21 protein-coding genes are annotated in these 25,639 nt (G+C 59.1%); 9 read left to right on the top strand and 12 right to left on the bottom strand.

Going from position 1 to position 25,639, the window contains the following annotated elements:
- The first annotated feature begins 143 nt into the window (after positions 1 to 143).
- The 4 genes from Q0K10_RS05205 to Q0K10_RS05190 are packed head-to-tail and all read left to right on the top strand — an operon-like array spanning position 144 to position 7,974.
- A complete protein-coding gene (locus Q0K10_RS05205) occupies positions 144 to 1,823 on the top strand; it encodes a glutamine--tRNA ligase/YqeY domain fusion protein (RefSeq protein ID WP_294504180.1) in 1,680 nt (559 codons plus the stop codon).
- Between the two features lie 36 nt (positions 1,824 to 1,859).
- Positions 1,860 to 3,176, top strand: coding sequence for a YihY/virulence factor BrkB family protein (locus tag Q0K10_RS05200; protein ID WP_294504177.1), 1,317 nt, complete (start codon positions 1,860 to 1,862; stop codon positions 3,174 to 3,176).
- Positions 3,173 to 5,485 (top strand): hypothetical protein, encoded by a 2,313-nt coding sequence (locus tag Q0K10_RS05195; protein ID WP_294504174.1) that lies wholly within the window; start codon positions 3,173 to 3,175, stop codon positions 5,483 to 5,485. Before Q0K10_RS05200 ends, Q0K10_RS05195 begins: the two co-directional genes overlap by 4 nt.
- The gene (locus Q0K10_RS05190) at positions 5,485 to 7,974 is read left to right on the top strand and encodes a PA14 domain-containing protein (protein ID WP_294504172.1); all 2,490 of its coding nucleotides are present in this window, start codon (positions 5,485 to 5,487) and stop codon (positions 7,972 to 7,974) included. The genes Q0K10_RS05195 and Q0K10_RS05190 overlap by 1 nt, the downstream gene beginning before the upstream one ends.
- 12 nt (positions 7,975 to 7,986) lie before the next feature.
- On the opposite strand, the gene Q0K10_RS05185 is transcribed toward Q0K10_RS05190, so the two are convergent.
- The 5 genes from Q0K10_RS05185 to dnaK all read right to left on the bottom strand — a co-directional run bounded on the left by Q0K10_RS05185 (position 7,987) and on the right by dnaK (position 13,149).
- Entirely contained in the window at positions 7,987 to 8,628 is a 642-nt protein-coding gene (locus Q0K10_RS05185; RefSeq protein ID WP_294504168.1) for a radical SAM protein, read from the bottom strand.
- A 5-nt stretch (positions 8,629 to 8,633) separates the two neighbouring features.
- The gene (gene queD / locus Q0K10_RS05180) at positions 8,634 to 9,005 is read right to left on the bottom strand and encodes a 6-carboxytetrahydropterin synthase QueD (RefSeq protein WP_294504165.1); all 372 of its coding nucleotides are present in this window, start codon (positions 9,003 to 9,005) and stop codon (positions 8,634 to 8,636) included.
- 157 nt (positions 9,006 to 9,162) lie between these two features.
- A complete protein-coding gene (groL, locus tag Q0K10_RS05175) occupies positions 9,163 to 10,791 on the bottom strand; it encodes a chaperonin GroEL (protein ID WP_294504243.1) in 1,629 nt (542 codons plus the stop codon).
- A gap of 57 nt (positions 10,792 to 10,848) precedes the next feature.
- Complete coding sequence (locus Q0K10_RS05170) at positions 10,849 to 11,145, bottom strand: co-chaperone GroES (RefSeq protein WP_294481600.1); 297 nt, start codon at positions 11,143 to 11,145, stop codon at positions 10,849 to 10,851.
- Between the two features lie 108 nt (positions 11,146 to 11,253).
- Positions 11,254 to 13,149, bottom strand: a complete 1,896-nt coding sequence (gene dnaK, locus Q0K10_RS05165) for a molecular chaperone DnaK (RefSeq protein ID WP_294504161.1) — start codon at positions 13,147 to 13,149, stop codon at positions 11,254 to 11,256.
- A gap of 305 nt (positions 13,150 to 13,454) precedes the next feature.
- Here dnaK and trxA point away from each other — a divergent pair, with 305 nt between their 5' ends.
- Positions 13,455 to 13,769, top strand: coding sequence for a thioredoxin (trxA, locus tag Q0K10_RS05160; protein WP_294504157.1), 315 nt, complete (start codon positions 13,455 to 13,457; stop codon positions 13,767 to 13,769).
- Between the two features lie 58 nt (positions 13,770 to 13,827).
- Here trxA and Q0K10_RS05155 read toward each other — a convergent pair whose 3' ends face one another.
- From Q0K10_RS05155 to Q0K10_RS05140, 4 genes are all read right to left on the bottom strand, one after another.
- Positions 13,828 to 14,574 carry a hypothetical protein gene (locus Q0K10_RS05155; protein WP_294504154.1) on the bottom strand — a complete coding sequence of 249 codons (747 nt, stop codon included), beginning with the start codon at positions 14,572 to 14,574 and terminating at the stop codon, positions 13,828 to 13,830.
- The gene (locus Q0K10_RS05150) at positions 14,546 to 18,679 is read right to left on the bottom strand and encodes a hypothetical protein (protein WP_294504150.1); all 4,134 of its coding nucleotides are present in this window, start codon (positions 18,677 to 18,679) and stop codon (positions 14,546 to 14,548) included. Before Q0K10_RS05150 ends, Q0K10_RS05155 begins: the two co-directional genes overlap by 29 nt.
- On the bottom strand, positions 18,676 to 19,713 hold the full coding sequence (locus tag Q0K10_RS05145; protein ID WP_294504147.1) for a type II secretion system protein: 1,038 nt from the start codon (positions 19,711 to 19,713) through the stop codon (positions 18,676 to 18,678). Before Q0K10_RS05145 ends, Q0K10_RS05150 begins: the two co-directional genes overlap by 4 nt.
- 113 nt (positions 19,714 to 19,826) lie before the next feature.
- Complete coding sequence (locus Q0K10_RS05140) at positions 19,827 to 20,861, bottom strand: LacI family DNA-binding transcriptional regulator (RefSeq protein ID WP_294504144.1); 1,035 nt, start codon at positions 20,859 to 20,861, stop codon at positions 19,827 to 19,829.
- Positions 20,862 to 21,075: 214 nt separating this feature from the next.
- On the opposite strand from Q0K10_RS05140, the gene Q0K10_RS05135 reads away from it, so the two are divergent.
- The 4 genes from Q0K10_RS05135 (at position 21,076) to Q0K10_RS15580 (ending at position 23,216) form a co-directional block, all read left to right on the top strand.
- Positions 21,076 to 22,404: a hypothetical protein gene (locus tag Q0K10_RS05135; protein ID WP_294504141.1), complete on the top strand. Its 1,329-nt coding sequence runs from the start codon at positions 21,076 to 21,078 to the stop codon at positions 22,402 to 22,404.
- The gene (locus Q0K10_RS05130) at positions 22,359 to 22,643 is read left to right on the top strand and encodes a winged helix-turn-helix domain-containing protein (protein WP_294504137.1); all 285 of its coding nucleotides are present in this window, start codon (positions 22,359 to 22,361) and stop codon (positions 22,641 to 22,643) included. The genes Q0K10_RS05135 and Q0K10_RS05130 overlap by 46 nt, the downstream gene beginning before the upstream one ends.
- A gap of 274 nt (positions 22,644 to 22,917) precedes the next feature.
- Positions 22,918 to 23,151 carry a hypothetical protein gene (locus Q0K10_RS05125; RefSeq protein WP_294504133.1) on the top strand — a complete coding sequence of 78 codons (234 nt, stop codon included), beginning with the start codon at positions 22,918 to 22,920 and terminating at the stop codon, positions 23,149 to 23,151.
- Positions 23,097 to 23,216, top strand: coding sequence for a hypothetical protein (locus tag Q0K10_RS15580; RefSeq protein WP_366942956.1), 120 nt, complete (start codon positions 23,097 to 23,099; stop codon positions 23,214 to 23,216). The genes Q0K10_RS05125 and Q0K10_RS15580 overlap by 55 nt, the downstream gene beginning before the upstream one ends.
- Before the next feature lie 10 nt (positions 23,217 to 23,226).
- Here Q0K10_RS15580 and Q0K10_RS05120 read toward each other — a convergent pair whose 3' ends face one another.
- The 3 genes from Q0K10_RS05120 to Q0K10_RS05110 are packed head-to-tail and all read right to left on the bottom strand — an operon-like array spanning position 23,227 to position 25,608.
- Positions 23,227 to 24,195, bottom strand: coding sequence for a LacI family DNA-binding transcriptional regulator (locus tag Q0K10_RS05120; protein WP_294504130.1), 969 nt, complete (start codon positions 24,193 to 24,195; stop codon positions 23,227 to 23,229).
- Between the two features lie 19 nt (positions 24,196 to 24,214).
- Complete coding sequence (locus tag Q0K10_RS05115; protein WP_294504126.1) at positions 24,215 to 25,018, bottom strand: metallophosphoesterase; 804 nt, start codon at positions 25,016 to 25,018, stop codon at positions 24,215 to 24,217.
- Positions 25,019 to 25,035: 17 nt separating this feature from the next.
- Positions 25,036 to 25,608 (bottom strand): hypothetical protein, encoded by a 573-nt coding sequence (locus Q0K10_RS05110; RefSeq protein ID WP_294504123.1) that lies wholly within the window; start codon positions 25,606 to 25,608, stop codon positions 25,036 to 25,038.
- Positions 25,609 to 25,639 lie beyond the last annotated feature (31 nt).

The following is a 25,639-nucleotide window of genomic DNA, read 5'->3' as shown; positions in this document are numbered from 1 at the left end:
GAAACAGCCGGAGCAGCGGACGGATCATGAAATATTTTCGACATGTCCTCGAACCGTTTTCAATTTTTCGACAACGGCGCCTCCGCGCATTTTCGCTTTTTTCCAATCCATCATTTTGAAAACACTCTGGAGTTACAGTTATCATGCCGGAAACCAATGAAAACAACGCACCGCTGGATTTCATCCGCGAAATTGTCGCAAACGACCTGCGCAACAACAAGAACGACGGGAAAGTCGTCACCCGTTTTCCACCTGAGCCGAACGGCTATCTGCACATCGGCCACGCCAAGGCGATCTGCCTCGACTTCGGCGTCGCGGCGGAGAACGGAGGCGTCTGCCACCTGCGGTTCGACGACACGAACCCGACCAAGGAGGACACCGAATACGTCGAATCGATCATCAACGACGTAAAGTGGCTCGGCTTTGATTTCGGAGAACACCTCTACTATGCGAGCGACTACTTCGAGCGCATGTACGAGTGCGCCGTCACGCTGATACGCAAAGGGCTCGCCTACGTCTGCGACCTCTCGCCCGAACAGTGGGAGGAGTACCGCGGCACACTGAACGTCCCGGGAAAGGAGTCGCCGGGACGCGCCCGCTCGGTGGAGGAGAATCTCGACCTCTTCACCCGCATGAGAAACGGAGAGTTCGAGGACGGGGCCATGGTCCTGCGCGCCCGCATCGACATGGCTTCTCCGAACATCCATATGCGCGACCCGGTCATCTACCGGATTCGCCGCGTTCACCACTTCCGCCACGGCGACAAGTGGTGCGTCTACCCGATGTACGACTTCGCCCATCCGCTTGAAGACGCATTCGAGGGAGTGACCCACTCCTTCTGTACGCTTGAATTTGAAATCCACCGCCCGCTTTACGACTGGGTGCTCCAGGCGCTGGAATTCAAAAATCCGCCTGTGCAGACCGAATTCTCGCGATTGAATCTGACCTACACGGTCATGAGCAAGCGCAAACTCCTGCAACTTGTGAAGGAGCATTACGTCGCCGGATGGGACGATCCGCGCATGCCGACCATCTGCGGAATGCGCCGCCGCGGCATTCCCGCCTCCGCAATCCGCAAACTCTGCAGGACCGTCGGAATCACGAAGTTCGAGGCGCTGACCGACATCGCGCTTCTCGAACATTGCGTGCGCGAGGAGCTCAATGCGACGGCGCCTCGTTTCCTCGCGGTGCTCGATCCGCTGAAGGTCACGATCACGAACTATCCGGCCGAAGGCGTTGAACCGCTCGATGCGGTCAACAATCCCGAGGACCCCGCCGCCGGCAGCCGCAAACTGCCGTTCGGGCGTGAACTCTACATCGAGAAGAGCGACTTCATGCTCGAACCGGTCAAGGGCTATTTCCGACTGGCTCCGGGGCGCGAAGTCCGGCTGCGTTACGGTTACTTCATCAAGTGTGAAGAGGCCGTGCTCGACGAGGCCGGCAACGTCGTCGAACTCAAATGCACGTTCGACCCGGCGACCCGCGGCGGCTCCGCTCCGGACGGCCGCAAGGTCAAGGGGACGATCCACTGGGTCTCGGCCGACAGCGCCGTCCCGGCCGAAGTGCGGCTCTACGAGCGGCTCTTCACGGTCGAACAGCCCGGCGCGGACGGCACGAATTTCCTCGAACAGCTCAATCCGGACTCCATCCGGATCGTCAAAGCGCTGGTCGAGCCGAAACTCGCGGAGCTTCCGGCCGGAACGAGCGTCCAGTTTGAACGCAACGGTTATTACTGCGTCGACCCGGATTCGAAGCCCGGTGCGCCGGTCTTCAGCCGCACGGTCACGCTGAAGGATTCCTGGGGGAACAAGCAGGGGAAATAACAATTTCGGCACGGTTGCAAGCGATGGGGGGATCGAATGCGCACCGGAAAACTCAAACAATTATTCATCCGCTATGTCGCGGGATCTGACCGCTCCTACCGCGAGCTGTGGCCGACCGGGAAATTCACCCGGCTTCTGTGGCTCGCTTCGCTGCGGTTCACGGCGGACCGGAACAGCCTCCGGGCCGTCGCGCTTACGTATTACACGCTCTTCGCGATCGTGCCGATGCTCGCGCTTGCGTTCGGCATCGCCAAGGGGTTTGCGCTGCAGGAGAAACTCCAGGAGATCCTCAGCGAAAAACTTGCGAATCAACGCGAAATTCTCGAATGGATCTATCAGTTCGCGGACTCCACACTGCAGCAGACGCAAAGCGGCGTCATCGCCGGCGCCGGCGTCATCGTCCTCATCTGGACGGTCATGTGGCTGGCGAACAACGTGGAGAAATCGTTCAACGCAATCTGGAATCTTCCTTCTCATGGAAACATCTTCCGCCGATTGAGCGACTATCTGGCGCTGATCCTCATCACCCCGTTCCTCATTGTCGTGCTTTCCAGCGCGGCGCCGGTGCTGAGACGGATCATCGGCGAAGGGACCGGCAGCTCCATTCTCGGAGGCGTGCTTTTCTCACTGGCCGTCGATCTTACTCCGCTGGTGCTTATCGTGCTGACCTTCACGGTGATCTACCTCATCGCGCCGAATACGCGCGTAAGGCTTCTCTCGGCTCTGATCGGCGGAGCTGTCGCGGGCGTGCTGTTCCAGCTGCTGCAGGACGGATTCATCATTCTGCAGACCCGGATCTATCAGTACAACAAGGTTTACGGCAGCTTCGCGGTGCTGCCTCTCTTTCTCATCTGGCTTAAACTGTCGTGGCAGATCGCGCTCTTCGGGGCGGAGGTGTCGTTTGTTCACCAGCACATCGGCAGCGGACTCTTCGACCGGCTCGGAAAAGTCAAGATCAGCCGGAAACTGCGCCGCGAATATCAGCTTCTGATTCTCGGAAAAATCTTCGGCAGCTTCAGCCGGGATCAGGGAGCGGTCAATGAGGACAGGATTCTCGAGGAGCTGCCTTTGCCGCAGGTGCTCACGCTTTCGATGCTCGATGAGCTCGTCGAATCCGGAGTGATCTACAAACTCGAAAACGACAAGACCGCACCGGACTATCTGCCCGCCCATCCTTCGGAGCGTTACACCATCTGCGACGCGCTCGCGAAACTCGATGAAACGGGTCTGGTTCATCCTCCCGCCGCCGGCAACGCCAAACTCGAAAAGAGCGTCCGCGCCCTTGAACTGCTCCGCAACGACGCCTCCCGGAGTCCGGGCAACCTCGCATTGAAGGATCTCGAAGAATCATGATCCGCTTTCTCTCCGGTGCAATCGTTTTCGTTCTGCCGCTGCTGCTTGCGGCCGTCGACGGAGTCTGGCGTGTCGACGGGGCGAACTTCCTCACTCCCGGCGAACCGGAGATCGAGGTGGAGTTTCCCGGCAGCGCCCAGCTCTACCAGGAGCCGGACCGCCTGAAATTCCGGCCGCAGCGTTCCGCCTTCGAGGCGCGGAATCTCGAACTGGAAGCCCGCGTCACGGCCGATACGCCTGAACCGGTCAAGGGGGTGCTCTTCTTCAAGGACAAGGAAGGCCTCTGGTTCCAGAGCCTCGAGGAGTTCACATTTCTCCCCGGCGAGTGGAAAAAAATCAGCGTCCGGCTCGACCGGAGCGGACGGGACTGGCACGGCGTCGGACATGAGGCGGTTTTCGACGCGGAGGCGGCGACCAGGCTGTTTTCGGCCGGCATCTCCATCTACGGTGGAGAAAACCGGAAATTCATCTTTGAATGTCGAAATCTCACGTTCTCCGGACAACGCGAACCACAGCCGCTTTCGATCCTCGACTGGAAACTGCCGAACTCCGGCGAGGTGAACCGTCGGGTGGCCTCCCGTTTCCGGCTCGCCCGGGAGTTCTTCAATCCCTACGATCCGAAGGAGGTGACCGTCGACTACGAACTTCAGACTCCGGACGGTCAGATCAAACGTTATCCCGGCTTCTGGTCCCGCGAATACCTCCGCACGCGCCATTTCACCCGCGAAATCACCCGGCCGACGGGATCTGGTTTCTGGGAGATCCGCTTCACTCCGCTCGTTCCCGGCGTGCATCGGATTCGCCTTGTCGTAAAGGATGTGCAGAAAAACGAGGAGATCACGAGCCGGTGGCGGGAGTTCACCGCGATTCCCTCGCAGCTGCCCGGTCCGGTACGCGTCTCGACGAGGAATCCCGGTTATTTCGAGTTTTCCACGGGCGAATTCTACTTCCCGATCGGACTGAACATCCACACCAACACCGATCGCCGCAGCGAAATCGGTTTCCACTTCGGCCATCTGCCCGATCGCGGAACTTACGATTACGACGACTATCTTGAAGCATGCGGAAAATCCGGAATCAACGCCGTCGAAGTCTGGATGGCCGGCTGGACCTTCGCACTCGAACACGACGCGGGGCGCAGCGGTTACTACGGCGTCGGACGCTACAACACCGAAGCGGCATGGCGGCTCGACCATGTGATCGACACGGCGAACCGGAACGGCGTTCTCGTGAACCTCATCATCGACAATCACGGGCGGCTTTCCGACACCTCCGACCCGGAATGGCGGGAAAATCCGATCAACTCCGGCGCGGAATACGCCGTCGCCAACGGCGGCTTCCTGAAGATTCCCGGCGACTTCTTCCGCAGCGAGCCTGCCCTCGAGAACAACTCGAAACGGGCCCGCTACATCGCAGCCCGCTGGGGCGCGACGCCCGGCATCATGGCGGTCGAATTGTGGAGTGAAGTCGACCTCACAAGCCAGATGCGCGAACGCTATCAGGACGGCACGATTCAAAAATGGCATCAGCAGGCGGCGACCGAACTGCGCAACTTCTCGCAGATCAACTGGCTGGTCTCCACCCATGTGAGCAGTGAATTTCACAATCTGCTCGGGCTCGTTCAGCTCTTTCAGCAGCCTGCGATCACCCACCTGGCGGGAGACGCCTACCGCAACCCCGCACAACATTTTGCCGAGCATCTCCGCGACTACTGCAACAGCATGAAGCACGGCAAACCGCAGCTCATCACCGAATACGGCGGCAATCCCTCCGGGAGCTCCCCCGAGCAGATGACCGGGGATATCCACTGCGGGCTCTGGGGTTCTCTCTTCGCCCGGCTGGCGGGAACGCCGTTCCTCTGGTGGCACGACTTCGTTCATCTGAACAACCGGTACGACCATTATCACGCCTTCTCCCAGTTTCTGAAGGGAATCGATCTGCGCTCGGACCGTATCGACTATCTGCCCTCCGCGCCGGTCACGGTCCCTGCGCCGCCGAAGGATCAGCGTTACATGGCCATGGCGCTCGCTAAGCCCGGCGCCGCCTACGGGTGGGTTTTCAACCACACCGCAACCCAGCGTTATCCCGACGATGCAAACACCGTTCCGGAAGTCAAGGATGTTTCCATCCGGATCGACACCAAACTGCTCGAAGCGGGCAATTACCGCCTTCGCTGGTTCTCGACGCTGCCGTATGCGGAAATTGCCTCTTCCGTCATGAAAGTTGAAGCGGGCAATAATGCCGTGACTCTCACTGCCCCGCCGTTCCGGATCGATCTGGCATTCAAACTCGAACAGGAGAAACCGTAATGCGCGTCCTGGCTTTCTGTCTTTTCCTCCTGCTGCCGCTGTCCCGGGCGTTTGCTGCGCCCGCGCCTGAAACAGCCGCGGCGACGCCGGAAGCCCCCGCTTCGGCGGAACGCAAGTGGCTCCAGCCGGAGGCGGAATTCCGGCTCACCGCCGTGCCGGAGCGTCCGGCTGAGGCTTCCAGCATCGACCTGAGACGGCTCGTGCTGCCGGTTCTGCCCTCGAACGGGGTACGGGTGTTCGATGACGCGGGCAATCCGGTCGCTTACCAGCTTCATGACAACTTCTCGCTCTCGATCGCCCCGGCGCCGAAAGCGAAGAGCTTCGACATCTATTTCGGCTACTCCGCCAGACAGCCGTTCGACACCTGGACGAAAGAGTCCGGCGAGCGCCCGCCCGCGCAGCGGCTGAAGCTGAATTTCTACTGGGGAGGCAATCGCCCCTGCACACCGCAGGAGTTTTTGGACCGGCGAAATATGGAGATCGCGCGTGCCGGTGTCAACCGGTGGCACACCCGCAATTTCTACAACCGCCCGTTCGTTCTCATGCGCCAGGCGATCACGGGATTCGAAGTGCCGCGCGGCGTTCCGAAGTTTCCGCAGTATTTCAAAAACCGCCAGAATCTGTTCAAGCGCCTCCATACAAAAAACAAAAATCTGTGGCTGCGTACCGCGTCCGAACTCAACGGCTATCCCTATTGTGAACGCATGCGCCGATTCAACGCCTCGCTCAAAAATCAGATGAAGAACCATCTGGAATACATGAAGCGCGAAATCGCCCGCATCGACGGCCAGTACGCACAGGCGCGCAAAGAGATGGAACATGGCGCGGAGAACGACCTGCTCAGCGTCGCAGGCTGGCGGAATCCGCGCGAATTCATTGCGACCGAAGTTCAGCTGGTCGTGCGCCCTCCGGAGACATCGGAACATTATTCGGCCCGGTTTTCCGGATTCCTCGACGTGCCGGAGGACGGGGAATATGAATTTGAACTCCGCTCCAACTCTCTCACGCTGCTGAGACTCGACGGCCAGGTCGTCGCCCGCCGTCTCAATGCGAACGGCTCCCAGCCGGCGGAAACCGTCGTCGTCAGGCAGAGCCTCAAAAAAGGGAGCATCCCCTTCGAGCTTTTCTATCGTCTGAACAGCGGATACAGCCAGATGACCGCACGCATGCGTCCGGCGGGGAAAGGGGAATTCCGACTCCTCGCCGCGGAACATTTCACGCCCGCCCGGCCTGCGACGCCGACCGGGCTGGTGAGCAGCAGAAACGTTGAATATCCTCTGCTTTCGCGGCGCGGCCACTATCTGCTCTACACGGCCAAACAGTCATACATTCCGATTGAAAGTTTTGATTTCCTGACGCCGGCCGAAGAGCTGGAGTGGCAGTTCGGCGACTCGGAGGAGTGGCGCTCTCCCGACGAACTTTCGATCGCCGTGATTCCGGGCAACACACCGGAGACAGCCCTTTCGTTCCGGCGCATCGACCGTCCGGAGACCCGGCTTACCGTACTCAACCCGGACTACCGGGCCGACCTTGTCGAACTCCGTCCCGATCTTCAACTCCGGCTGTGGGCTCCGGAGATCATCTACGATGATGAGGAGCTCCCCGTCGCGGCGGAAACCATCTCACGCCTCCCGCTCGAAATCGAGGCGCAGCTCGATATCTCGGTCGACGGCAGGGCTCTGGAACTGCGCCGGGTACGGCTCCCGGCCAAACCGGATGAGCGATTCAACCGTGCCGCCGCGGATATCTACCGCAAGGATACGATCACCCTTCCCCCTCAGCGGCAGAAGAAGGCGGAATTCTTCCGTGTCCGGCTCGACATTGAAAACTTTGAATTCGACCGCGCGGGGATCCGCATCCTCCCGGTGATGGCGGAGAATCTCGCTCAGCAGGCCAATCTGGACAATACGGTGCTCGTTCTGCACCGCCCGAAACTCAGCGATATCCGCAACTGGGAGCTCCCCCGGAAAATCGGAGACGAACTCGCGCCTTTCCGCAAACTCCTTCTGATCGCCGAGCCGGTGGAGGGGTTGGCCGCATTTGCCGAGGAACAACTCAAAACCCGGGAAAATCAGACGCTGGAATTCGTCCCGTTCCGCGATTCCGAGACGCCGCTGCGCGACGGATTTCTGGAGCTGCTCGACCGGATCGGCAACAGTACGGCCGACCGGGCGATTCTCTTCCTCCCCTGCCTTCACCACATGGGCACCATCGAGCCGTGGATGCGCGACCGCTACATCGCCGCGATTCTCGAAAAACTCCGGAGGAACCGGAAACTGCACGCAGTCTATCTCGTCCCGGCACCGGTTCGCCCGGGCGAAGAGAAATCTCAGGAAGAACTTCAGGAAGCGCTCCGCCGTCTAGCGCGGGAGTACGACGTTCCATTGCTCGAACCGGCGACGGGGCAGCCTCCGACCGGCCCGGAACACCCGTTCCATACCCCGGAGGAGTTTCTCCCGCTCCTGAAAACATTGCACGACAAGCTCTGAGCCGCCCATCGGTCAAACGCCGGGCTTCTCCCCCCAGATCTGTTTGTGCATCTGCAACTGCATGCGCACCGGTGCGCGGGAGTCGACGATCCATGCCGCAAGCGCGGCAAATTCGACGCGTCCCCAGACCGGGCTCGCGAGCAGATTGCGGCATTTTTCCGCAAGGCCGTATTTCCGGATCACGGCGATCATGCAGTCGAAATCCGCCCGGTCGGAGATCACGAACTTGATCTCGTCGTGCGGCGCAAGCAGCTCGTAATTCCCGAAATCATTCGCATCGAACATGCCGGAACCGGGCAGCTTGCAGTCGAGAATCTTGCGAACCTCCCGCGGAACGGCGGCGATCGAGTACGATCCGTTCGTCTCAAGCAGCACCTCGAATTCTTCAGCCAGAAGCCGGCCGCAGAGTTCCGGGGTTTCCGGCGTTGCGAGCGGCTCGCCGCCGGTGATTTCGACAAGTTTCACCCCGGAGTCGAGAGCAAGTTTCACAAGCTCATCGACCGTGACGGGCCTTCCGGCCTCAAAACTCCGGCCGTAGCGCGTATCGCAATAACTGCAGTTGAGATTGCATCCCGCAAGGCGCAGAAAGTGACAAACCCTCCCCGCGTGGGTCGACTCCCCCTGCAAACTCGTGAACGATTCCACCAGCCGCACGGATTCTACTCCTCAAAATAGGTGACGGCCGAGTGATCCGACTCCCCGATGCGCACCCGGTGAACCCGGATCGATCCGCCGTTCATCTTCGCACCGATTTTCCGGTAAATCGTGCGCGCGAGATTCTCGCTGGTCGGGTTGATCGTCTGAAACTCCGGCAACTCCGAGAGATTCGAGTGATCGTACTCCGCCAGAAGCGCATCAAGTTCGCTCTTGAGTTTCTTGAAGTCGAGCGCGATGCCGATCTCGTCGAGCTCCTCCGAACGGACGACGACCGTCACTTTGTAATTGTGCCCATGCAGCCTGCAGCAGTCGCCGTTGTATCCACGCAGCTGATGTGCCGCGGAAAACGTGCGGTCAATTTCAATTTCAAACATATCGGGAATTCCTCTTTTCAGTTCTCATCTCCACCGGATCGCGGGCAAATCCGTGCCTCCGCACACCGGTCTTTATAATATAACCGCAACATCCCCGAAATGCAAAAAAGCGCACCCCGTTTCCGGAGTGCGCCTTCGTATGAAGTTCAGGCGAAACTTACATCATCCCGCCCATTCCGCCCATGCCGCCGGCCGGAGGCATCGCGGGTTCCTTCTCTTCCTTGATGTCCGTGATCAGGCACTCAGTGGTCAGCAGCAGACTTGCAACCGAAGCCGCGTTCTGCAGCGCCGAACGAGTCACCTTCGCCGGGTCAAGGATGCCGGTCTTGATCATGTCGACATACTCGCCGGTCGCGACATTGAAGCCGACGTTGCCCTTGGCTTCCTTCACGCGTTCGACCACGACGCTGCCCTCGTAACCGCCGTTCGCGGCGAGCTGACGGAGCGGCTCTTCGACCGCGCGCTCGACGATCGCGGCACCGGTGGCCTCGTCGCCGGAGAGCTTCAGCTTCTTGACCGCGGCAGCCGCGCGGACCAGCGCAACGCCGCCGCCGGCGACGATGCCTTCCTCAACCGCGGCGCGGGTCGCATGCAGCGCATCGTCGACGCGGTCCTTCTTCTCCTTCATCTCGACCTCGGTCGCAGCGCCGACGCTGATGACGGCAACGCCGCCGGCCAGCTTCGCGAGACGCTCCTGGAGCTTTTCACGATCGTAATCGCTGGTGGTCTCTTCGATCTCGCGACGGATCTGAGCGACGCGGCCCATGATCGCCTTCTGCGTGCCGGCGCCTTCCACAATCGTGGTGTTCTCTTTCGTGACGGTAACGCGTTTGGCTTTGCCGAGCTGAGAAAGCGTCACATTTTCGAGCTTGATGCCGAGATCCTCGGTCACGCAGGTGCCGCCGGTCAGAATCGCAATATCCTGCAGCATCGCCTTGCGGCGGTCGCCGAAGCCCGGAGCCTTCACCGCGCACACCTTGAGGATGCCGCGCATGCTGTTGATGACGAGCGTGGCCAGAGCCTCGCCCTCGACATCCTCCGCGATGATGAGGAGCGGCTTGCCCTCTTTCGCAACCGCCTGAAGCAGCGGGAGCATGTCGTTCAGATTGCTGATCTTCTTCTCGTGAATGAGGATGTACGCATCCTCCAGAATGGCTTCCATCGACTCGGTGTTCGTCGCAAAATAGGGCGACAAATACCCCTTGTCGAACTGCATGCCTTCGACCACGTCAAGGGTCGTCTCAAGCGTCTTGGCCTCTTCGACCGTGATCGTTCCCTCCTGACCGACCTTGTCCATCGCCTCGGCGATGATCTTGCCGATCGTCTCGTCTCCGTTGGCGGAAATGGTCGCAACCTGCGCGATCTGATCCTTCACGCCGACGCTCATCTTCGCGATCTCGGCAACGACGGCCTCAACGGCCTTCTCGATGCCGCGCTTGAGTTCCATCGGGTTGCTGCCCGCGGTGACGTTCTTCAGGCCTTCGCGGTAGATCGCCTCGGCCAGAACGGTCGCGGTGGTCGTGCCGTCGCCGGCGACGTCGTTCGTCTTGCTGGCGACTTCCTTGACCATCTGAGCGCCCATGTTCGCATACGGGCACTTCAGTTCAATCTCCTTCGCGACGGTCACGCCGTCCTTCGTGATGGCCGGAGCGCCGAACTTCTTGTCGATAACAACGTTGCGGCCCTTCGGACCGAGGGTCGCCTTGACCGCCTTGCTCAGCAGGGTGACGCCTTCGAGAATCCCGCGACGGGCCTCTTCCGAAAAAATAAGCTGTTTAGCCATAATAATGGGTTACTCCTGAAATTGTTCTATTCTGTCAGATTTCGTAAAAGCGTTCAACGCTCAGCCGACGACCGCAAGAATGTCGTCCTGATTGACGACCTTGTACTCGTTTCCGTCGACCTTGACCTCGGTCCCGCCGTAACGGCTGGTCAGAACGATATCGCCGACCTTCACGTCAAACGGAATCTTCTTGCCGTTGTCATCGGTCTTGCCGGTTCCGAGCGCAATCACCTTATATTCCTGCGGCTTCTCCTTCGCGGTATCCGGAATGAGAATTCCACCCTTCATCTCGTCCTTGCACTCACAGATCTCAAGAAGGACCCGGTCGCCAAGCGGCTTGATGTTGACTTTTGCCATTTCTGACTCTCCTTGTTTGGTTAGTTGGAACGTAAACGTTCTTTTGTTCAAAATAATCTCCCCGGCCCCGGAAGCATCCGCCTCCGGTTCCGGGGTTTGTTTTTTCCCTTATTCGACCACTTCGGCGTCTACCACGCCGTCGTCATCGCTGTTCTTCTGCTGCGCACCGGCATTCTGCGAAGCACCCGCCCCGCCGGCGGCCTGCTGCTGCGCGGCATAGACCGCTTCGCCGATCTTCTGGAGCAAGCCTTCGAGCTCCTCGCACGCAGACTTCATGCCCGGCACATTGTCGGCCTCGATCTCCTTCTTGACCTTCGCCACGGCGCCTTCGATCTGCCCCTTGACATCGGCCGGAATCTTGTCACCGAACTCCTTGAGCTGTTTCTCGGTCTGGTAGACCAGGGAATCGGCATGGTTCTTGGTCTCGATCCGATCCTTCGCGTTCTTGTCGTCCTCGGCATGCGCCTTGGCCTCGTTGACCATGCGCTCGACTTCCGCTTCCGACAGACCGCTCGAAGCGGTGATCGTGATCTTCTGCTCCTTGCCGGTGCCGAGATCTTTCGCGGTCACATGCAGAATGCCGTTCGCGTCGATGTCAAACGTGACCTCGATCTGCGGCACGCCGCGCGGCGCCGGAGCGATGCCGTCAAGCTTGAACAACCCGAGCGACTTGTTGTCCTTCGCCAGCTCACGTTCACCCTGAAGAACCCGGACGTCCACCGCAGGCTGATTGTCCGCAGCCGTACTGAAGATCTGACTCTTCTTGGTCGGAATCGTGGTGTTCCGGTCGATCAGCTTCGTCATCACGCCGCCCATCGTCTCAATACCGAGCGACAGCGGAGTCACATCAAGCAGCAGAACATCGTTCACTTCGCCTCCGAGCACACCGCCCTGGATGGCTGCACCGGCCGCAACGACCTCGTCGGGGTTCACACCCTTGTGCGGATCGCGGTTGAAGATCGCCTTCGCCTCTTCCTGCACCTTCGGCATACGGGTCATGCCGCCGACCAGAATGACCTCACGAATCTTGTCGCGGGTAACATCCGCATCGTTCATGCAGGCCTGGCACGGCTTCTTCGTCCGCTCAAGCAGCGGATCGCAGAGTTTTTCCAGCTGCGCACGGGTCAGCGTGATGTTCATGTGCACCGGACCGTCCTGATTCATCGTGATGAACGGCAGATTGATGTCGGTGCTCATGCTGCTGGAGAGTTCGCACTTCGCCTTTTCCGCAGCCTCCTTCAGACGCTGAAGCGCCTGCGGATCCTTGCGAAGATCGATGCTGTTCTCCTTCTGGAACTCGTCGGCCAGATAGTTGATGACCGCCTGGTCGAAGTCATCGCCGCCGAGGTGGGTATCGCCGTTGGTCGCCTTCACTTCGAAGACGCCGTCGCCGATCTCCAGAATCGAAATATCGAATGTGCCGCCGCCAAGGTCGTAGACCGCAACGGTTTCATCACTCTTCTTCTCCAGCCCGTAGGCCAGAGCGGCCGCAGTCGGCTCGTTGATGATGCGGAGCACTTCAAGACCCGCGATCTTGCCGGCGTCCTTAGTCGCCTGCCGCTGACTGTCGTTGAAGTACGCCGGAACGGTGATGACCGCCTGCGTGATCGTCTCGCCGAGATACGCTTCCGCATCGGTTTTGAGCTTCTGCAGAATCATCGCGGAGATCTCCGGCGGAGAGTAGACCTTGTCGCCGACCTTGACGGCAGCATCGCCGTTCGCAGCCGCGACGATCTCGTAAGGAACGAGCTCGCGCTCGCGCCCAACTTCACTGAATTTGCGGCCCATCAGACGCTTGATGGAGAAAATCGTGTTCTTCGGATTGGTCACCGCCTGCCGTTTTGCCGTCTGGCCGACCAGACGCTCGCCGTTCTTGGTAAACGCCACAATCGACGGAGTCGTGCGGTTCCCTTCCGCATTCGGAATAATCTTGTACTCGCCATGATCCATGACAGCCATGCAACTGTTCGTGGTCCCGAGGTCAATACCTAAAATCTTACCCATAATCAAATCCTCCTTGGAATGAGTTTTTTCATTTTGCAATGACGACTGGAAGTTAAGCAAAGAGCGTGCCAACTCGCTTCATCTCTCCTTTTCGCGGGGAAAAATCGAAACGGGCGGGCGGTGTCCCACCTGACGCGCGCCATTTTGTCCCACACCATGACAACCTGACACACCGGAGTGACCCGCAAAAAATTGATCCTTTTCCCCTTTGAATTTTTCGAATTCATGCTATATTGATTCCTGCAATGAAACTCCGCGGCCGCACGCGGTCCGCGGGAAATCCAATCATGGAGGAGATCAGGAGAATGGCAGAAATCAGAGAACTCAGTGCAGCGAACTATGACGAAACCGTGAAATCCGGAGTCGTCCTCGTCGATTTCTGGGCGCCGTGGTGCAACCCGTGCCGCATGCTCGGAACGATCCTCGAACAGGTTGCGAAGGAGGCGCCGGAAGACGTCGTCATCGGCAAAGTCAACATCGACGACAACAAGGATCTGGCGGTTCGTTTTGAAGTGATGAACATCCCGCGCATCTTCATCTACAAGGACGGGGAGATCGTCAAGGATTTCTCCGGCGTGCAGAGCAAGCCGAAGCTGCTCGACGCCCTGAAGAACGCGTAAATCGGCAGTTCCCCAGAAGGGGGGGCGGAAAATCCCGCCCCCCCCTTTTTTTGACCGGTCACTTCAGGCCGTCCGGAGAGGCGGGTTCGAAAACAAAGTCTGTAAGAAAAATTGCCGCCCCCTTCCGTTTGTTCGCGGGAACGATCGAAACTGCGGTCTGCCCCTGCACGGGGATCAGAGCAGGCACTTCAAAAACCGGACCGGGAACACCGGAAGAAGAATAGAGCCGGCCGAATCCCTTCTTGAGAGGAGTTCCGGCTCCATACGGAAGAAGCAGCTCGATCCGATGCCACTGATTGCGCTGAAATTCCCCCAGGTTTTGTTTCGCTTCCCAATTCTCCGTCCAGCTGCGCAAGGTCGACGGGTACAAATAGACATTGGGTCCCCAGTCGCGAAGGCAGAAGGAGAGCGTCATAATTCTTCGGTTTGCGGGACCGAAATCAATTTCGAACGGAGCCTCGTGCAGGCTTGCACATTCGACTTTGAACCGAAATGAGACTCGAACCGCCTGCGCGGCGCCCATTTCCTCGAGTTTGAACGAGCGAAGATAACGGTAATAGGAGTGATCCTCTCCGTGCGCCCGGTCGATCAGCATCTGGCGTCTTCCGGGATTCGAGGGATCGCCCGCATTCGTTACGTAAATCACATCATCCACAGGCTTCTGCCAGACACTGGCCCATCCTTTCGGCCTCTGTCCGGGAATCTGATCCGAAAAATCCATACGGAAGCCCGGATCCGCCATCGCCGGAGACAGCAGCAGGAAGAAGAGTCCACACTCAATAATAACCGAACTGATACGGATCATAACTCGTGTCCTTCTCCGGGTAAAAATCAATTTGCTCCTCTTCCGACGCCCCATCGGAAACATCCTCATTCGAGAGGTTTGCATAAAATCCGAATCCTTTGCTGCCGGAAGCGAGTTTCACCGAGAGAATATTCTCCCCCTTCTCCAGCTCGACCGTCAAACGGTGGGAGTTAATCTTCGGCGCACAGCCGCCGCCCTCTTTCGCATCGAAGACAAGTTTCCCGTTCAGATAGACCTCCATGTAGAAATCCATGCCGAACCTGAGGGTTCCGCGGCGGGCCGCATCGCAGGAAATCCTGCGGGTCAGGTAGGCCAGAGCAGGCTCTTCGACCGCAAGCGCCTTCTGCAGGTCGATATACCCGGAATCATCCGCGGAAACCGTGTTGCGCCAATTCAGCTCACGACCGTCTTTCAGGTAGTAGACCAGATCGGAGAAAGCCCGCCCCGCGATCGCGTCCGCCTCCGCTTCTCCTTTCTCGTAAATCAGCCGATCATCCCGAATCCCCGGAAAGAGAAATGGACCGCAGACATTCCATCCGTTCAGATTCGAATAGGTAATTCCGCGCCGAAGGGCGCAACTCCGACCGGCGACGGCATCGCTCACCCCTGCTCCGAGCGCCTGAAGCAGTTGCGCCTGAAATCGATATGCCTTTTCAACACTCGGCCACACTTTTTTGCCGTTGTCGGACTGTTTCGGATAGCGGGTCCGGAGCTGAAACGGATTCAACTGGCAGTAGACGACTCTTCCGCGTCCCACCGGCTCCATGACGACTGCTCCTCCCCAGATCACCTCGCAACCGCGCCGGAATCCCTTCCCGCCGAATCCGGCGATCAGATCCGTCTCAAGCCGGTCACGCCAGCGGAGCATATCCGGTGTGATCGACAGCGTCAAAGTAGAACTCGTATCCGGTTCCAGCTTATAAATCGCCTCCCGGCGCGTGTCGATCCCCCGTTTTCGGGCAAGTTCCGCCGACATCGGCAGAACCAGCACCGTCTCGCCCGCAGCGGCGTTTTTGCGCAACCCGGCCAGATCAGCGCCGCTGCCGGCAACGGTGACGCCCCGGAAACCAGAATCCGGCACCCGCCCGGAACCTCCGGGGTACCATTTTTCGGCGATCTCCTTCTGGACATCGTCAAGTCCGACAAAACGAAGGTCATCCGCCGCGGCAAGAGGTTTCCCGACCTCTTTCAACAGACGAACGGCAAATTCCGTCGCGGCCGGATCCCTGCCTGCATTCGTCGTAAATTCAAACGTTGAAAACCAGACCGCCCCCTTTCCATACCGCATTCGGAGCAGCGCGGAATAGGCAAGGTCGAACTCACAACTGACCAGCGACTCGAAGCCGATCACGCCCGGCGTCTCCAAGGCGACCGAGGCCACCGCGTGAGTGTTCGTCCATTTCGGCGCCCGGTAAAAGTCATAACTGCGCGCCCACTTTTTTTCCGGCAGCAGATCCGGAGTGCCACGCCAGTTGATGAAATCAGCCGCCGCCATGCCGTCGAACAGCGGTTCCGAAAAACTGCGTGGAAACACATAGCGCGGCATCGTCTCAATCGACCGGAATCCCAGCGATTCCCAGTCTGCGGGCAACTGCTCCAGAATCAGCACCCGTAATCCGTTCTTCACATCGTCAGCGGAAAACGGCAGCCGGGAGACGCCGGACAGCGCTTCCCGACCAATCACCAGCGGGAGCGCAGGATCAGGCTCCGCCTGATCCTCCAGCATGATGCATTCCGCGCCGAGTCGCTCCAGCCACGGCCGGCTCTTCCCCCTGGGATCAAACAGCTGAACCGTTACACCGCGGGCAGGCGCCGGAATCGCCGGCCGGAATTCGAGCTCCAGACGATCGGTCACATCCGCGAAATCCGTTCCCGTCAGCCGCATTTCCACCGCACCGCCCGTGCGCCCGGCAACAGCCGGCACAGTGAACGTGACCGGAAACAGACAAATCTCCCCCGGACGGAGCACCAGCTCCCCGCTTCCTTCCGTGAAAGTTCTGCCGTCGGAAAGCGCCCGCCAGGCGACTTTCGCTTTGCGAACGCCGGGGCCATCCCAGACTACGGCAATCTGCTTCTTCACACTCTCTCCGGAGAAGAAAGAATGCGTTTTGTCCGTGTGTTCCGGGCTGCCGGCGATATAGGCAAGCAGCGGAGAACTCGTTTCGGCAACATAATCAAACCGGGGAGTAACCCATGCCGGACGGTGCCGATACTCCTCTTTCAGCTGCCGATAGAAACCGAACATGCGCGGCTTGACTCCCGGCGGCAATCCGAAACCGATGTCGAAATCCCAGTTGTACCAGCCGGTGACCCCCCACGTCCGCCAGGCGCGGTTCGTATTGCGCATGAACAAACCCTCAAACTCATAAAAGGCCGGATAGTGGCGCACATCTACGTGAAACCAGTTATTGTACATATTCGAAAACGGGGAGGAGACAAGCCGGGCCAGCCCCGCCGGAGATTCCGAAGCGTAGGCCCGCTGCCCCAGATACATCGCCATGTATTCCGTCAGCAGAAAGCGCGGCCCCTTCCAGTAGTTGATCGTACAGGGCTGTCCGAATTCCACTGCCATGTAGGGCATCTGATTCTTTCCGGCCCAATCGGACGGCCACTCCTCACGTTCCTGCAGCGGCACGAAATTCAAATAGAGGTTGGAACTGGCGATCTCCCCGATCGCACCGTCTCCGTGTCCGAAAGTCAACCGGGAGGGGTCCTCTTTTTTCAGCAGCTCCAACGCCTGCTTCACCATCGTGATGACCTGCGAAGAACCCAGTTTTGAAGGATCGCCCATGCCGTCCGCATGAATGTTCGCACGCGAAGTCACGACATTCATCGAGGGAACCCAGGCGATGATTGACGGATGATTCCGGTAACGCTTCAACCACAGTTTCACCTGCCGCGCATATTCGCGCCGCATCGGTTCGCTGGAAAGAAACAAATTCCGCGCATTGGAAACCGAGGGAACCGGCAGCAGGCAGAAGATGCCGCGGTCGTCTAGGTGATCGAGCCATTCGTGCCGAAAATAACTCCACGTAAACCAGTCACAATAGAACATCGTTGCATTCGGCTGAACTTCGATCGTGTTGACCCCGAGCAGCCGGTCAAGAGATTCGTTGCCGGTCGTGTGCATCCGGAAACGAACCGGATGTCCGTTCAACATCACCCGATTCCCATCCGTGCCGATCTCACGGAAGCCGAACCGGAAGGGTTCATACCGGTCGATCACTCCGCCGTCCGCCCCCTTGAGCGTCACGACCGCCGTGTAACAGTATCCATCCTCCAGCTCCCACAACCGGGGATTCTCCCAGATGGCGGAAAGCTCCACGCGATTCGCACCCGGCCTCAAGCCAAACTCCTTCGCAGGAATCCGAAAAGCGACCGCGCCATCCGGAGTCAGAATCTCCGCTTCCGCAAACACCGAACGGGCAGCGCCGCTTTCAAGCTCCAGATTCAGCGTCAGAGTCTTATTCTGAACCGATGTTGCCGCAAACACCGTATCGATCCAGGTCTCTGCGGGAATGCTGCGGAGCCGGGCCGGGGCGGTAATGCCGAGCGGCCAGCGCTCCATCGGCAGATTGCGCCCCAGCGGACCGCGCGCCGCGTAATTCATGTAATCCTGTTCGAAAGGCCGGGAAATGCCGGAGTAGTCACGGGTCAGATAGAGATCCAGGGTATTTTCCGTCCCGTATTTCAGATTCGTCAGCCGGATTGCGCCGGTGGGATTGAGCACTTCCCCGACTCGTTTCCCGTTGACGAAAACGATCGCATCCCCGTCAATCCGGTCAAGTTCAAGCCACGTCGCCCGCCCCTGCCAATCGGCCGGTACCGCCGGAGTCATCCGATACCAGTAACGGTGAATGTTTTTGCGGGATTGTTTCTTCCAGCTCGTTCCGGAAGCATCGATCCCATCCTGAAATTTCTGTCCGGATGGAATTTTCCAGACTCCCCAGTCGCTGTCACCGGGCGGAATCTCAGGTGACTCAGCCGGCTTGATCCGCCAGCCGCCGTCGAGTTCGAGAACAGCCCGTGGTTCGCCTGCCCCGGCCAGTGCTGCGACTGCGACCATCAGAAGAAGAGACAGCCGTTTCACGATTTCGCCGTTCATCGGGGGCACTCCTGTTCCTGGTTGTTGCGGTCGTTGAACTTCAATGCACTTGCATACCGATCATGAAAATGGACGTTTTCCGACATTTCAATCATATTGAGGGAATCGACATGACCATCGTAGAACCAGGCATTCAGCCGGTCGGAATGAATCATGCGCACGTGACTCGTCCCCTGCTTGTTGTTGTAATCCGTCGACTGGTGCCCCCGATGCTTCTCCGCCGCATCTTCGCTGAAAGAGGTATCGGCAATACCGATGAATCGAGAGACCCGGCTGCCTATCTTTGTGATACTTAAAAACATCTGTCCTGAGGCGTCATCATTCCACGCGGCGCTCTCCTGGTAGCGCATGCCGTAATCGGACTGGCTTGCAACACCGTACAACTGCCAGGCGGCATCCGCCCCCGTCACCGGCGGCAAACCGGAAGGACAGAACAGATACTTCATCTGTCCGGAAATGTATTTCGAAAACGCCTCCTCGGAGGGTTTGCTGATATAACCGGACTCCACCATTACCTGCCAGGCACGAATCTCCGTTCCCTTTCCGCTGTAACCCGTACAGACAATATCCCGGTTGTCATTCGCGTACAAAAGAAAAACCGTCCCGTTCTGTTTCAAGTTTGAAATGCAACTCGCAGCTTTTCCCCGTTCACGAGCCTGCTGCAGCGCGGGAAGCAGCATCGAGGCCAGAATCGCGATGATCGCAATCACCACGAGGAGTTCGATGAGCGTAAACGCAGCTCTGGAGGTCGTGCGGCCACGAGCAGCAAGCGGCGTTTCCGCCTTCTTCCCGGCGTCCGGCAACGCACCGGTGCCGGGTACGAGTCTGAGCCGTGCGCGGCTGCGGCCTGCCGGCGCCGGGAGAGACGCGGCCTTTTCGGTCGTGTTTCCCTCCCCGGGCTTCTCTCCTGCCGGCGGAACGGAAACCCGATGAGCCTTGCAGATCCGGCAATTTTTTGCGATCAAAAGCTCGATAAAAACAGCGCGGGCAAGCGATGCGCGCAGCCTCCGACGCCTTTCAACTGAAGTTTCCATGCTGCACCCTTTCATGTTCATGACTCCGTTATCGGTTTCCCAAAATGAAATTCCACTTTCGATCCGGCTTTTTTTCCGCGATATTTTCTCCTCGTACATCGGCCGGCAGCAGATCACTGCAGTTGCGGCATCCCCGCGGTCGACGTCTGAACAACAAGTTCCGGCTCCACCAGAATCTCGATTCCCCGCCTGCCTCCCCCGTCCCATATCCGGTCGAGAATTCCGAACGCTTCGCGCATCATCCCGGCATAGTTGTGTTCGAGCGAAGTAAGTTCCGGATAACTCCCGCTGCCCGCATGCACAATACCGACGGTGACGATTTTCAATTCCGCCGGAATCGCTATGCGCTTCTCCAAAGCAACCATCGCCAGCGCACGCCCGGGAAATGATCCGGAACAGAACACGGCCTCCGGCCGCTGCCCGCTTTCCAGTACGCGACGAGCCCACTCCACCGTCGCCCGCATAAAGGGGAGATTGCCGACCTCATCGGTCTGAAGCTCGTTTTGAAACTCCCGGGCAACGGGGATCAGTCCGAAATCACGGATGGCCCGCTCCGCGCCGCACCGCAGCTGCCGGTGATAATCGAACCGCCGGGGACCTCCGGAAACCAGAATGCGCTTCACCCCAAGACCCGCCAGATGCTCCACCACCCGGTAAGCGCCGCTCTCCATCGCCGAACGCACGCAATGGATTCCGGGTTCACCGAAGTTCACCAGCGGATAATCCGGGTGCTCCTCAAGGAAACGCTGCAATCCGGGCCTGACGAAGCCGACATGAATGATCCCCCGCGCCACCCGGTCGCGGATCGTCTCCGGAATCGACGTTCCGTTCTCATCCTCCGTGAAAAACTCTATCCGCTGCGAAAGATCGCGCTCACGGCAGTAATCGAGAAATTCGCTGATGTGCACCAGATAGGTGCCGCTCAAACGCAAATTATGACGCGAATCACTGATCACGAGCGCCACATCCACCGCAGGTTTGTTGCGCAGCTGCCGCGCCGCCTGATTCGGAGCATATCCCATCCGCCGCGCCGCCTCGATCAGCCGCTCCCGCGTCTCCGGACTCATGTTGCCGCGTCCGTTCAACGCCGCGGAGACCGTCGAAATCGTCACCCCTGTCTGCTCGGCTATGTCTTTCAGTTTAACCATATTTATACTAATAAATAATTCTAGAATAACGTTATTCTAACAATATTATACCACAAACGCCGGCAAATGTCAAGATGGGGAGTAAAAAAAACAGAGATTCCACCCTTGTCACAGGGAGCAGAGAAAAAGTGCAAAAAGATTTTTTTAATGTTGACATTTTGATAACAAACGTTATCTTAATAGAAACAGATTATTTTTTCACAACGAGGTTGAAATGCGCCCATTCAGAAAAGTCATACTCGCGGGGATGTTCACGCTGTGGTCGCTCGCATGGGACATCGGGCATCCCTGGTTGACCGCGGCATTCACCGTCGCGGGGATTCTGATCGGCGTCCTGCTGTATCGAAAGCGCAAACGGTCGAATCCGGCGGAGAAAGCCGCGCCGGGCAAACTTCCGCACCCGATTCCATTCGGGGAGAAACCGGAAAATCAATTCCACCCGATCCGCGCGGAACGCCTCGAACGGGAACTGGCCGGATTCGCAATCGAACTTTTTTCGTACCGGAAACTCAGCGATTCCCTGCTTGTGGGGTGTCTCATCGTTCCCGCGGGATTGTTGTCTCTCTTCTTTATGGAACAGCTTCTGCGTTCGAAAAACGGGCTGCCCTTCCTAACCGCAGCGGGTACGGTCTGGACGGTTTTCGCCCTGCTGACCGCCCTCAGCGAACGCTCCCGCGAACGGCGGCAGGAGAGGCTTCTCCGGGTTGCGGCGGAAGAGGGAACGCGCCTGGCCGCGGCCGATCACCGGCCGCCCTTTTCGTCCGACTGCGAGGAGGATCTCATCCGCTTCTGCCGCTGTTTCGGTTCGGAGGCGGAAGCGCGAACGGCCTGCGAATTCGCAAAACAAGCGGGATTCCGGTTCCTTGCGCTGCCGCAGGATTCGCTGCTGCTCGCGGCCGGAGAGAGCGGCTTCCGGAAATATGTGGAACTCTGCGAAGCCCTCGGTTTCGAATCGAGCGATTTCAGCCCTTCCATTGGGGAGGCGGTTCTATATCTGAACAATCATCGGAGAATCGCCGAACGCAGGACTCCCGTTCCGGAAGAGCTGCCTCCGGCGGAATCCCGCCCGGCTCCCCCGCCGTCGGCTGCGGTGCGAAAACTGCGGGAGCTCGCCCGTTCCGGAAACGTTTCGAATGTTTCCACTGTATATGAAGAGGAATCCGTGCGGCGGCCGCTCTTTTCCGAAGCGCTCTTCTGCGGTTGCTGGCCGAGTCGCGAAGAGGCGGCGATCGCGATGGTGATCCGTGACACGGCCGCCGAAGTCACGTGCCGCGGGCACTCCATGATGTGCTATCCGGAAGACCCGGTCGCCCTGCTCGTCAACGGCGAATTCGACTCGATGGATGATGTGGAATTCATCCTCACACTGGAACTGCGCTTTTCCATCCGGATTCCGGACTCCGACGCGGAGAAGCTGCTGAACGGCACACTCGCCGAACTCGTCGCGGAGATCCGCCGTCGGCAATCGAATTCACAACCAGCAAGGGAGACAATATCATGCTCGACAAACTCATCGGCTCCAAAAGCCGCGCTGAAATCCTGAAACGGCTCTTCACGCCGGAAAAACCTTCGATTTACCTGCGTCGACTCGCGCGCGAAGCGGGATTCAGCGCCCCGGTCGTCCATCGCGAACTGCGCACGCTGCTCGAACTCGGACTTGTCCGACAGAACAGCGACGGGAACCGCATCAACTTCTCCGCCAACGGCGGACATCCGTTTTTCCAACCGCTCTGCGAACTTGTCGCCCTGGACCGGATCAACGGAAACGGCGAAGAGAAATAGCTCCGCCGTTTTCGGGCTGTCAGTTGCTGCGATTCTTCCGGAAGGCGTCCAGCAGAACCCGCTTGCGGTCGTTGTCGGCGGAGGGGCGGATCGACCCTCCATCCTCCCCCTCATGTTCCAGGCTCCATCCCTGCCACTCCCGGCTCGAAACAAGCAGCTCCGAAAAGATATATTGACGCTTAAAAGATTATGAAATATAGAGATACCACATCCTTCATCTCCAGGGATTCCAGATACCCGAACGAGGCGGAATCAATCGTCTCTCTGGAGAAAAATGATCGGAACATCGGGATCAATCGCCCGGATTCCCTTCAGAGAAGGCAAGGCGCTGACCACCTACAACCGGCTCTGCACCTATCTTGAAAATCATTTCCACAAACCGCTGACTCGTGAACAGACCGCCGCGCTCTTCGAGTGGAATCTTACAGCTCCCTCACCGTCAAAGAAGTGGCCATGCGTTCCGGTTTCGGCAGTGAAATCTATTTTATCCGCCGTTTCCGGGAACTGACGGAATGCTCGCCGGGACGTTACCGCCTCGCACATGGCGCCCCATCGCAGGATGCGACCTTCTGAGGAACCGCTCTCAGGCATCCACTCTTCGCACACTCGAACGCACGATGAGCGAACTCGGCAGCCGGATGTCCTCGCGTGGCAGGTCCGGTTCCCGGATTCGGGCGAGAAGCACCGAAACGGTCTTTGCCGCAAGCGCATCGAGATCCTGATTGATCGTCGTCAACTCCGGCGTGAGCCAGCAGCAGATCTCCTCGAGCTCCGAAGTCACCAGCGAAATGTCTTCCGGAATCCGGTACCCCCTCCTCCGCAGCTCGTGGACGGACTGCAACGCCATGCTTTCCCCGCAGACCACAAGCGCGGTCGGCCGTTCCGCGAGCACGTGATCAAGCGCCCGCAGCGACTCCCCGGCTGTGAGATTGTAGAAGTGTCCCACTGGCAGCGGAACAAGACCGCGCTCTTTCACAAAGGCGCCATAAGCGGCAATACGCTCCTGACCGGCCTGGTTTTCCAACCGGTCGACCGTGAGCCCGATCCGCCGATGGCCGTTCTCATGCAAATGACGCAGCGCCAGCGTCACCCCCTGCCCGTGATCCGTGTTGACCGAACTGCTGAACGGATATTGCTTGTTCACCGTGACAACCGGCATCGGCAGCCGCTCGAACTCCGCACGATGCGCCTCGATGTACGGCTCGGAAAGCAGCAGAAGCACCGCCCGCGTGTAACTGTCGTAAAGCCGGGAAAGATCCCTGACCGGAATCACTTCCGTCTGCAGATGGTTGCGCGTGATCTCAAAGACCGCCGAAGTGAGCAGCCGTTCCGAAAAACTCAGTCTCCGCTGCGGCGACGGCAGATCCGCCACCACGATCGCCACGCAGTCACGCGCCATCACCTGCTGCGGACGGTAGTTCAGCCGACGAGCGGCGGCCAGCACGCGCGCCCGCACCTCCTCGCTCACGCGCGCCCGCCCCGTGAACACACGCGAAATCGTCGCCTTCGAGACCCCGCACTGCCGCGCCAGTTCGTTGATGTCACTCGCCACTTCGTCGTACTCCGGTTCGTTAAAGCGAAATCGTGCGGAAGGTGAAGACGCCGCTCTCCGGAGAGCACTCGATCTCGACCATGCTGCCGTTCCGGGTGACGGAACCCGCGCAGCATTCGCCGCGCCCTTCGGCGTCGACCTTCAGATAAGGCTTGTGCACATGACCGCAGAGCGAGAGATCGATCCGGTGTTCCCGCAGCAGCTCCTGAACCCGCTTCTGCCCGAAAAGGCGGTGGCGCACACGCAGAATCGGATGATCCTCCGTCATCGGATAGTGCGACAGAAGAATGCGCGGCATCTTCTTCGGCTCCGCGCAGACCGACTCAATCCAACTCGAATCGGCGCGGGAAAGAAATCCCCAGGAACAGAGCAGATTCGACGGGCGGCTCGTGTTGACCAGCAGAAACTCCACCCCGGCATACTCGCGCCGGACCGGCAGATCAGAAAAACGGTAATCTCCCTTCGACAGATATTCGGTCATCTCGCGCACGGCCCGCACACACTTCGGCCGCCGGACGTAACAGTCGTGGTTGCCGGGCAGATAGAGCAGCGGGATCTCCGAGTCGCGCAGCGGAGCAAGAATCGGGCGCACCTTTTCAAACTCGCCCGGCTGCCCCGTGCTCGTGAGGTCCCCGGTGCAGACTGCGACATCCGGTTTCGTGTCGAGAATGTATTCGACCGCCCGCTCGAGTTTCCCCAGATCGTGCCGGAACTGCCGCCGGAATTTGTAATTGAACACGCCGACCCACCGTTTGTCGATGTAGGCCATCCAGTCCTCGGCGGCGCCTCCCGCGTGCGGATCGGAAAAGTGAACGATCTTCATTCTGCTCCTCCGGCTCCTCAGTAGAACAGCACGACAAGCGTCAATGCGACGATCAGTGCCGAAACAATCATGGCCGCCGCGACCGGCAGCCACGCCGCCATTCCATTTCGGATCCCCTCGCGTTCAGGAGCGCTGGCGGAGTCGGAACCGCCCTCTTTCAGAAACGCCGAAACCCGCCCCGCGGCGCGGTAATAGGCGAAACGCACCTTCTCGAATTCCCGCTGGATCTCCGGCGTCTCGCCAGGAGGAAGATGACGGAAGTCGGATTCAATTTCCGCAAGAGATTTGGCAAACCGTTCAAGTTCAGCCATTTTCTGCGTCTGCAGCTCAAGTTCTGCCGCGACGGAAGCGCGGTCGCGTTCCAGCCGGCATCCGAAATCACGCCGCTGGCGGTCAAAGCCATCCCCGCGCGGCATTACGGCCTGCCGCATCGCATCCCGGCTCAGAAGCGATTGCGCCGGTTCCCGGCCCGTTTTCTCCTCCCGGGCGGCGGCGGGGGTCGGAGCGGGGGCTCCGGCCCGTGCCGCGTTCTCCTTGAGCCGTTCGCGCATATGAACGAGGTTGTCGCTGATAAAATCGTGTTTCGCCATCTCGCATCTCCTGCGTATTGTCGTTCGTTTC

Source organism: uncultured Victivallis sp. (assembly GCF_944391105.1).
Lineage (GTDB): Bacteria > Verrucomicrobiota > Lentisphaeria > Victivallales > Victivallaceae > Victivallis.
This window is presented reverse-complemented; position numbering and strand designations above follow the sequence as displayed.

What these genes read in the sequence shown, in the direction of transcription:
- Q0K10_RS05195 (WP_294504174.1), top strand. Translation starts at nt 3,173, where the DNA reads ATGATCCGCTTTCTCTCCGGTGCAATCGTTTTCGTTCTGCCGCTGCTG.
- Q0K10_RS05155 (WP_294504154.1), bottom strand. Translation starts at nt 14,574, where the DNA reads ATGATCCGTATCAGTTCGGTTATTATTGAGTGTGGACTCTTCTTCCTG.
- queD (WP_294504165.1), bottom strand. Translation starts at nt 9,005, where the DNA reads ATGTTTGAAATTGAAATTGACCGCACGTTTTCCGCGGCACATCAGCTG.
- trxA (WP_294504157.1), top strand. Translation starts at nt 13,455, where the DNA reads ATGGCAGAAATCAGAGAACTCAGTGCAGCGAACTATGACGAAACCGTG.
- Q0K10_RS05190 (WP_294504172.1), top strand. Translation starts at nt 5,485, where the DNA reads ATGCGCGTCCTGGCTTTCTGTCTTTTCCTCCTGCTGCCGCTGTCCCGG.
- Q0K10_RS05170 (WP_294481600.1), bottom strand. Translation starts at nt 11,145, where the DNA reads ATGGCAAAAGTCAACATCAAGCCGCTTGGCGACCGGGTCCTTCTTGAG.
- Q0K10_RS15580 (WP_366942956.1), top strand. Translation starts at nt 23,097, where the DNA reads ATGCGTTCCGGTTTCGGCAGTGAAATCTATTTTATCCGCCGTTTCCGG.
- Q0K10_RS05115 (WP_294504126.1), bottom strand. Translation starts at nt 25,018, where the DNA reads ATGAAGATCGTTCACTTTTCCGATCCGCACGCGGGAGGCGCCGCCGAG.
- Q0K10_RS05110 (WP_294504123.1), bottom strand. Translation starts at nt 25,608, where the DNA reads ATGGCGAAACACGATTTTATCAGCGACAACCTCGTTCATATGCGCGAA.
- Q0K10_RS05125 (WP_294504133.1), top strand. Translation starts at nt 22,918, where the DNA reads ATGATCGGAACATCGGGATCAATCGCCCGGATTCCCTTCAGAGAAGGC.
- Q0K10_RS05200 (WP_294504177.1), top strand. Translation starts at nt 1,860, where the DNA reads ATGCGCACCGGAAAACTCAAACAATTATTCATCCGCTATGTCGCGGGA.
- Q0K10_RS05205 (WP_294504180.1), top strand. Translation starts at nt 144, where the DNA reads ATGCCGGAAACCAATGAAAACAACGCACCGCTGGATTTCATCCGCGAA.
- Q0K10_RS05135 (WP_294504141.1), top strand. Translation starts at nt 21,076, where the DNA reads ATGCGCCCATTCAGAAAAGTCATACTCGCGGGGATGTTCACGCTGTGG.
- dnaK (WP_294504161.1), bottom strand. Translation starts at nt 13,149, where the DNA reads ATGGGTAAGATTTTAGGTATTGACCTCGGGACCACGAACAGTTGCATG.
- Q0K10_RS05140 (WP_294504144.1), bottom strand. Translation starts at nt 20,861, where the DNA reads ATGGTTAAACTGAAAGACATAGCCGAGCAGACAGGGGTGACGATTTCG.
- Q0K10_RS05150 (WP_294504150.1), bottom strand. Translation starts at nt 18,679, where the DNA reads ATGAACGGCGAAATCGTGAAACGGCTGTCTCTTCTTCTGATGGTCGCA.
- Q0K10_RS05145 (WP_294504147.1), bottom strand. Translation starts at nt 19,713, where the DNA reads ATGGAAACTTCAGTTGAAAGGCGTCGGAGGCTGCGCGCATCGCTTGCC.
- Q0K10_RS05130 (WP_294504137.1), top strand. Translation starts at nt 22,359, where the DNA reads ATGCTCGACAAACTCATCGGCTCCAAAAGCCGCGCTGAAATCCTGAAA.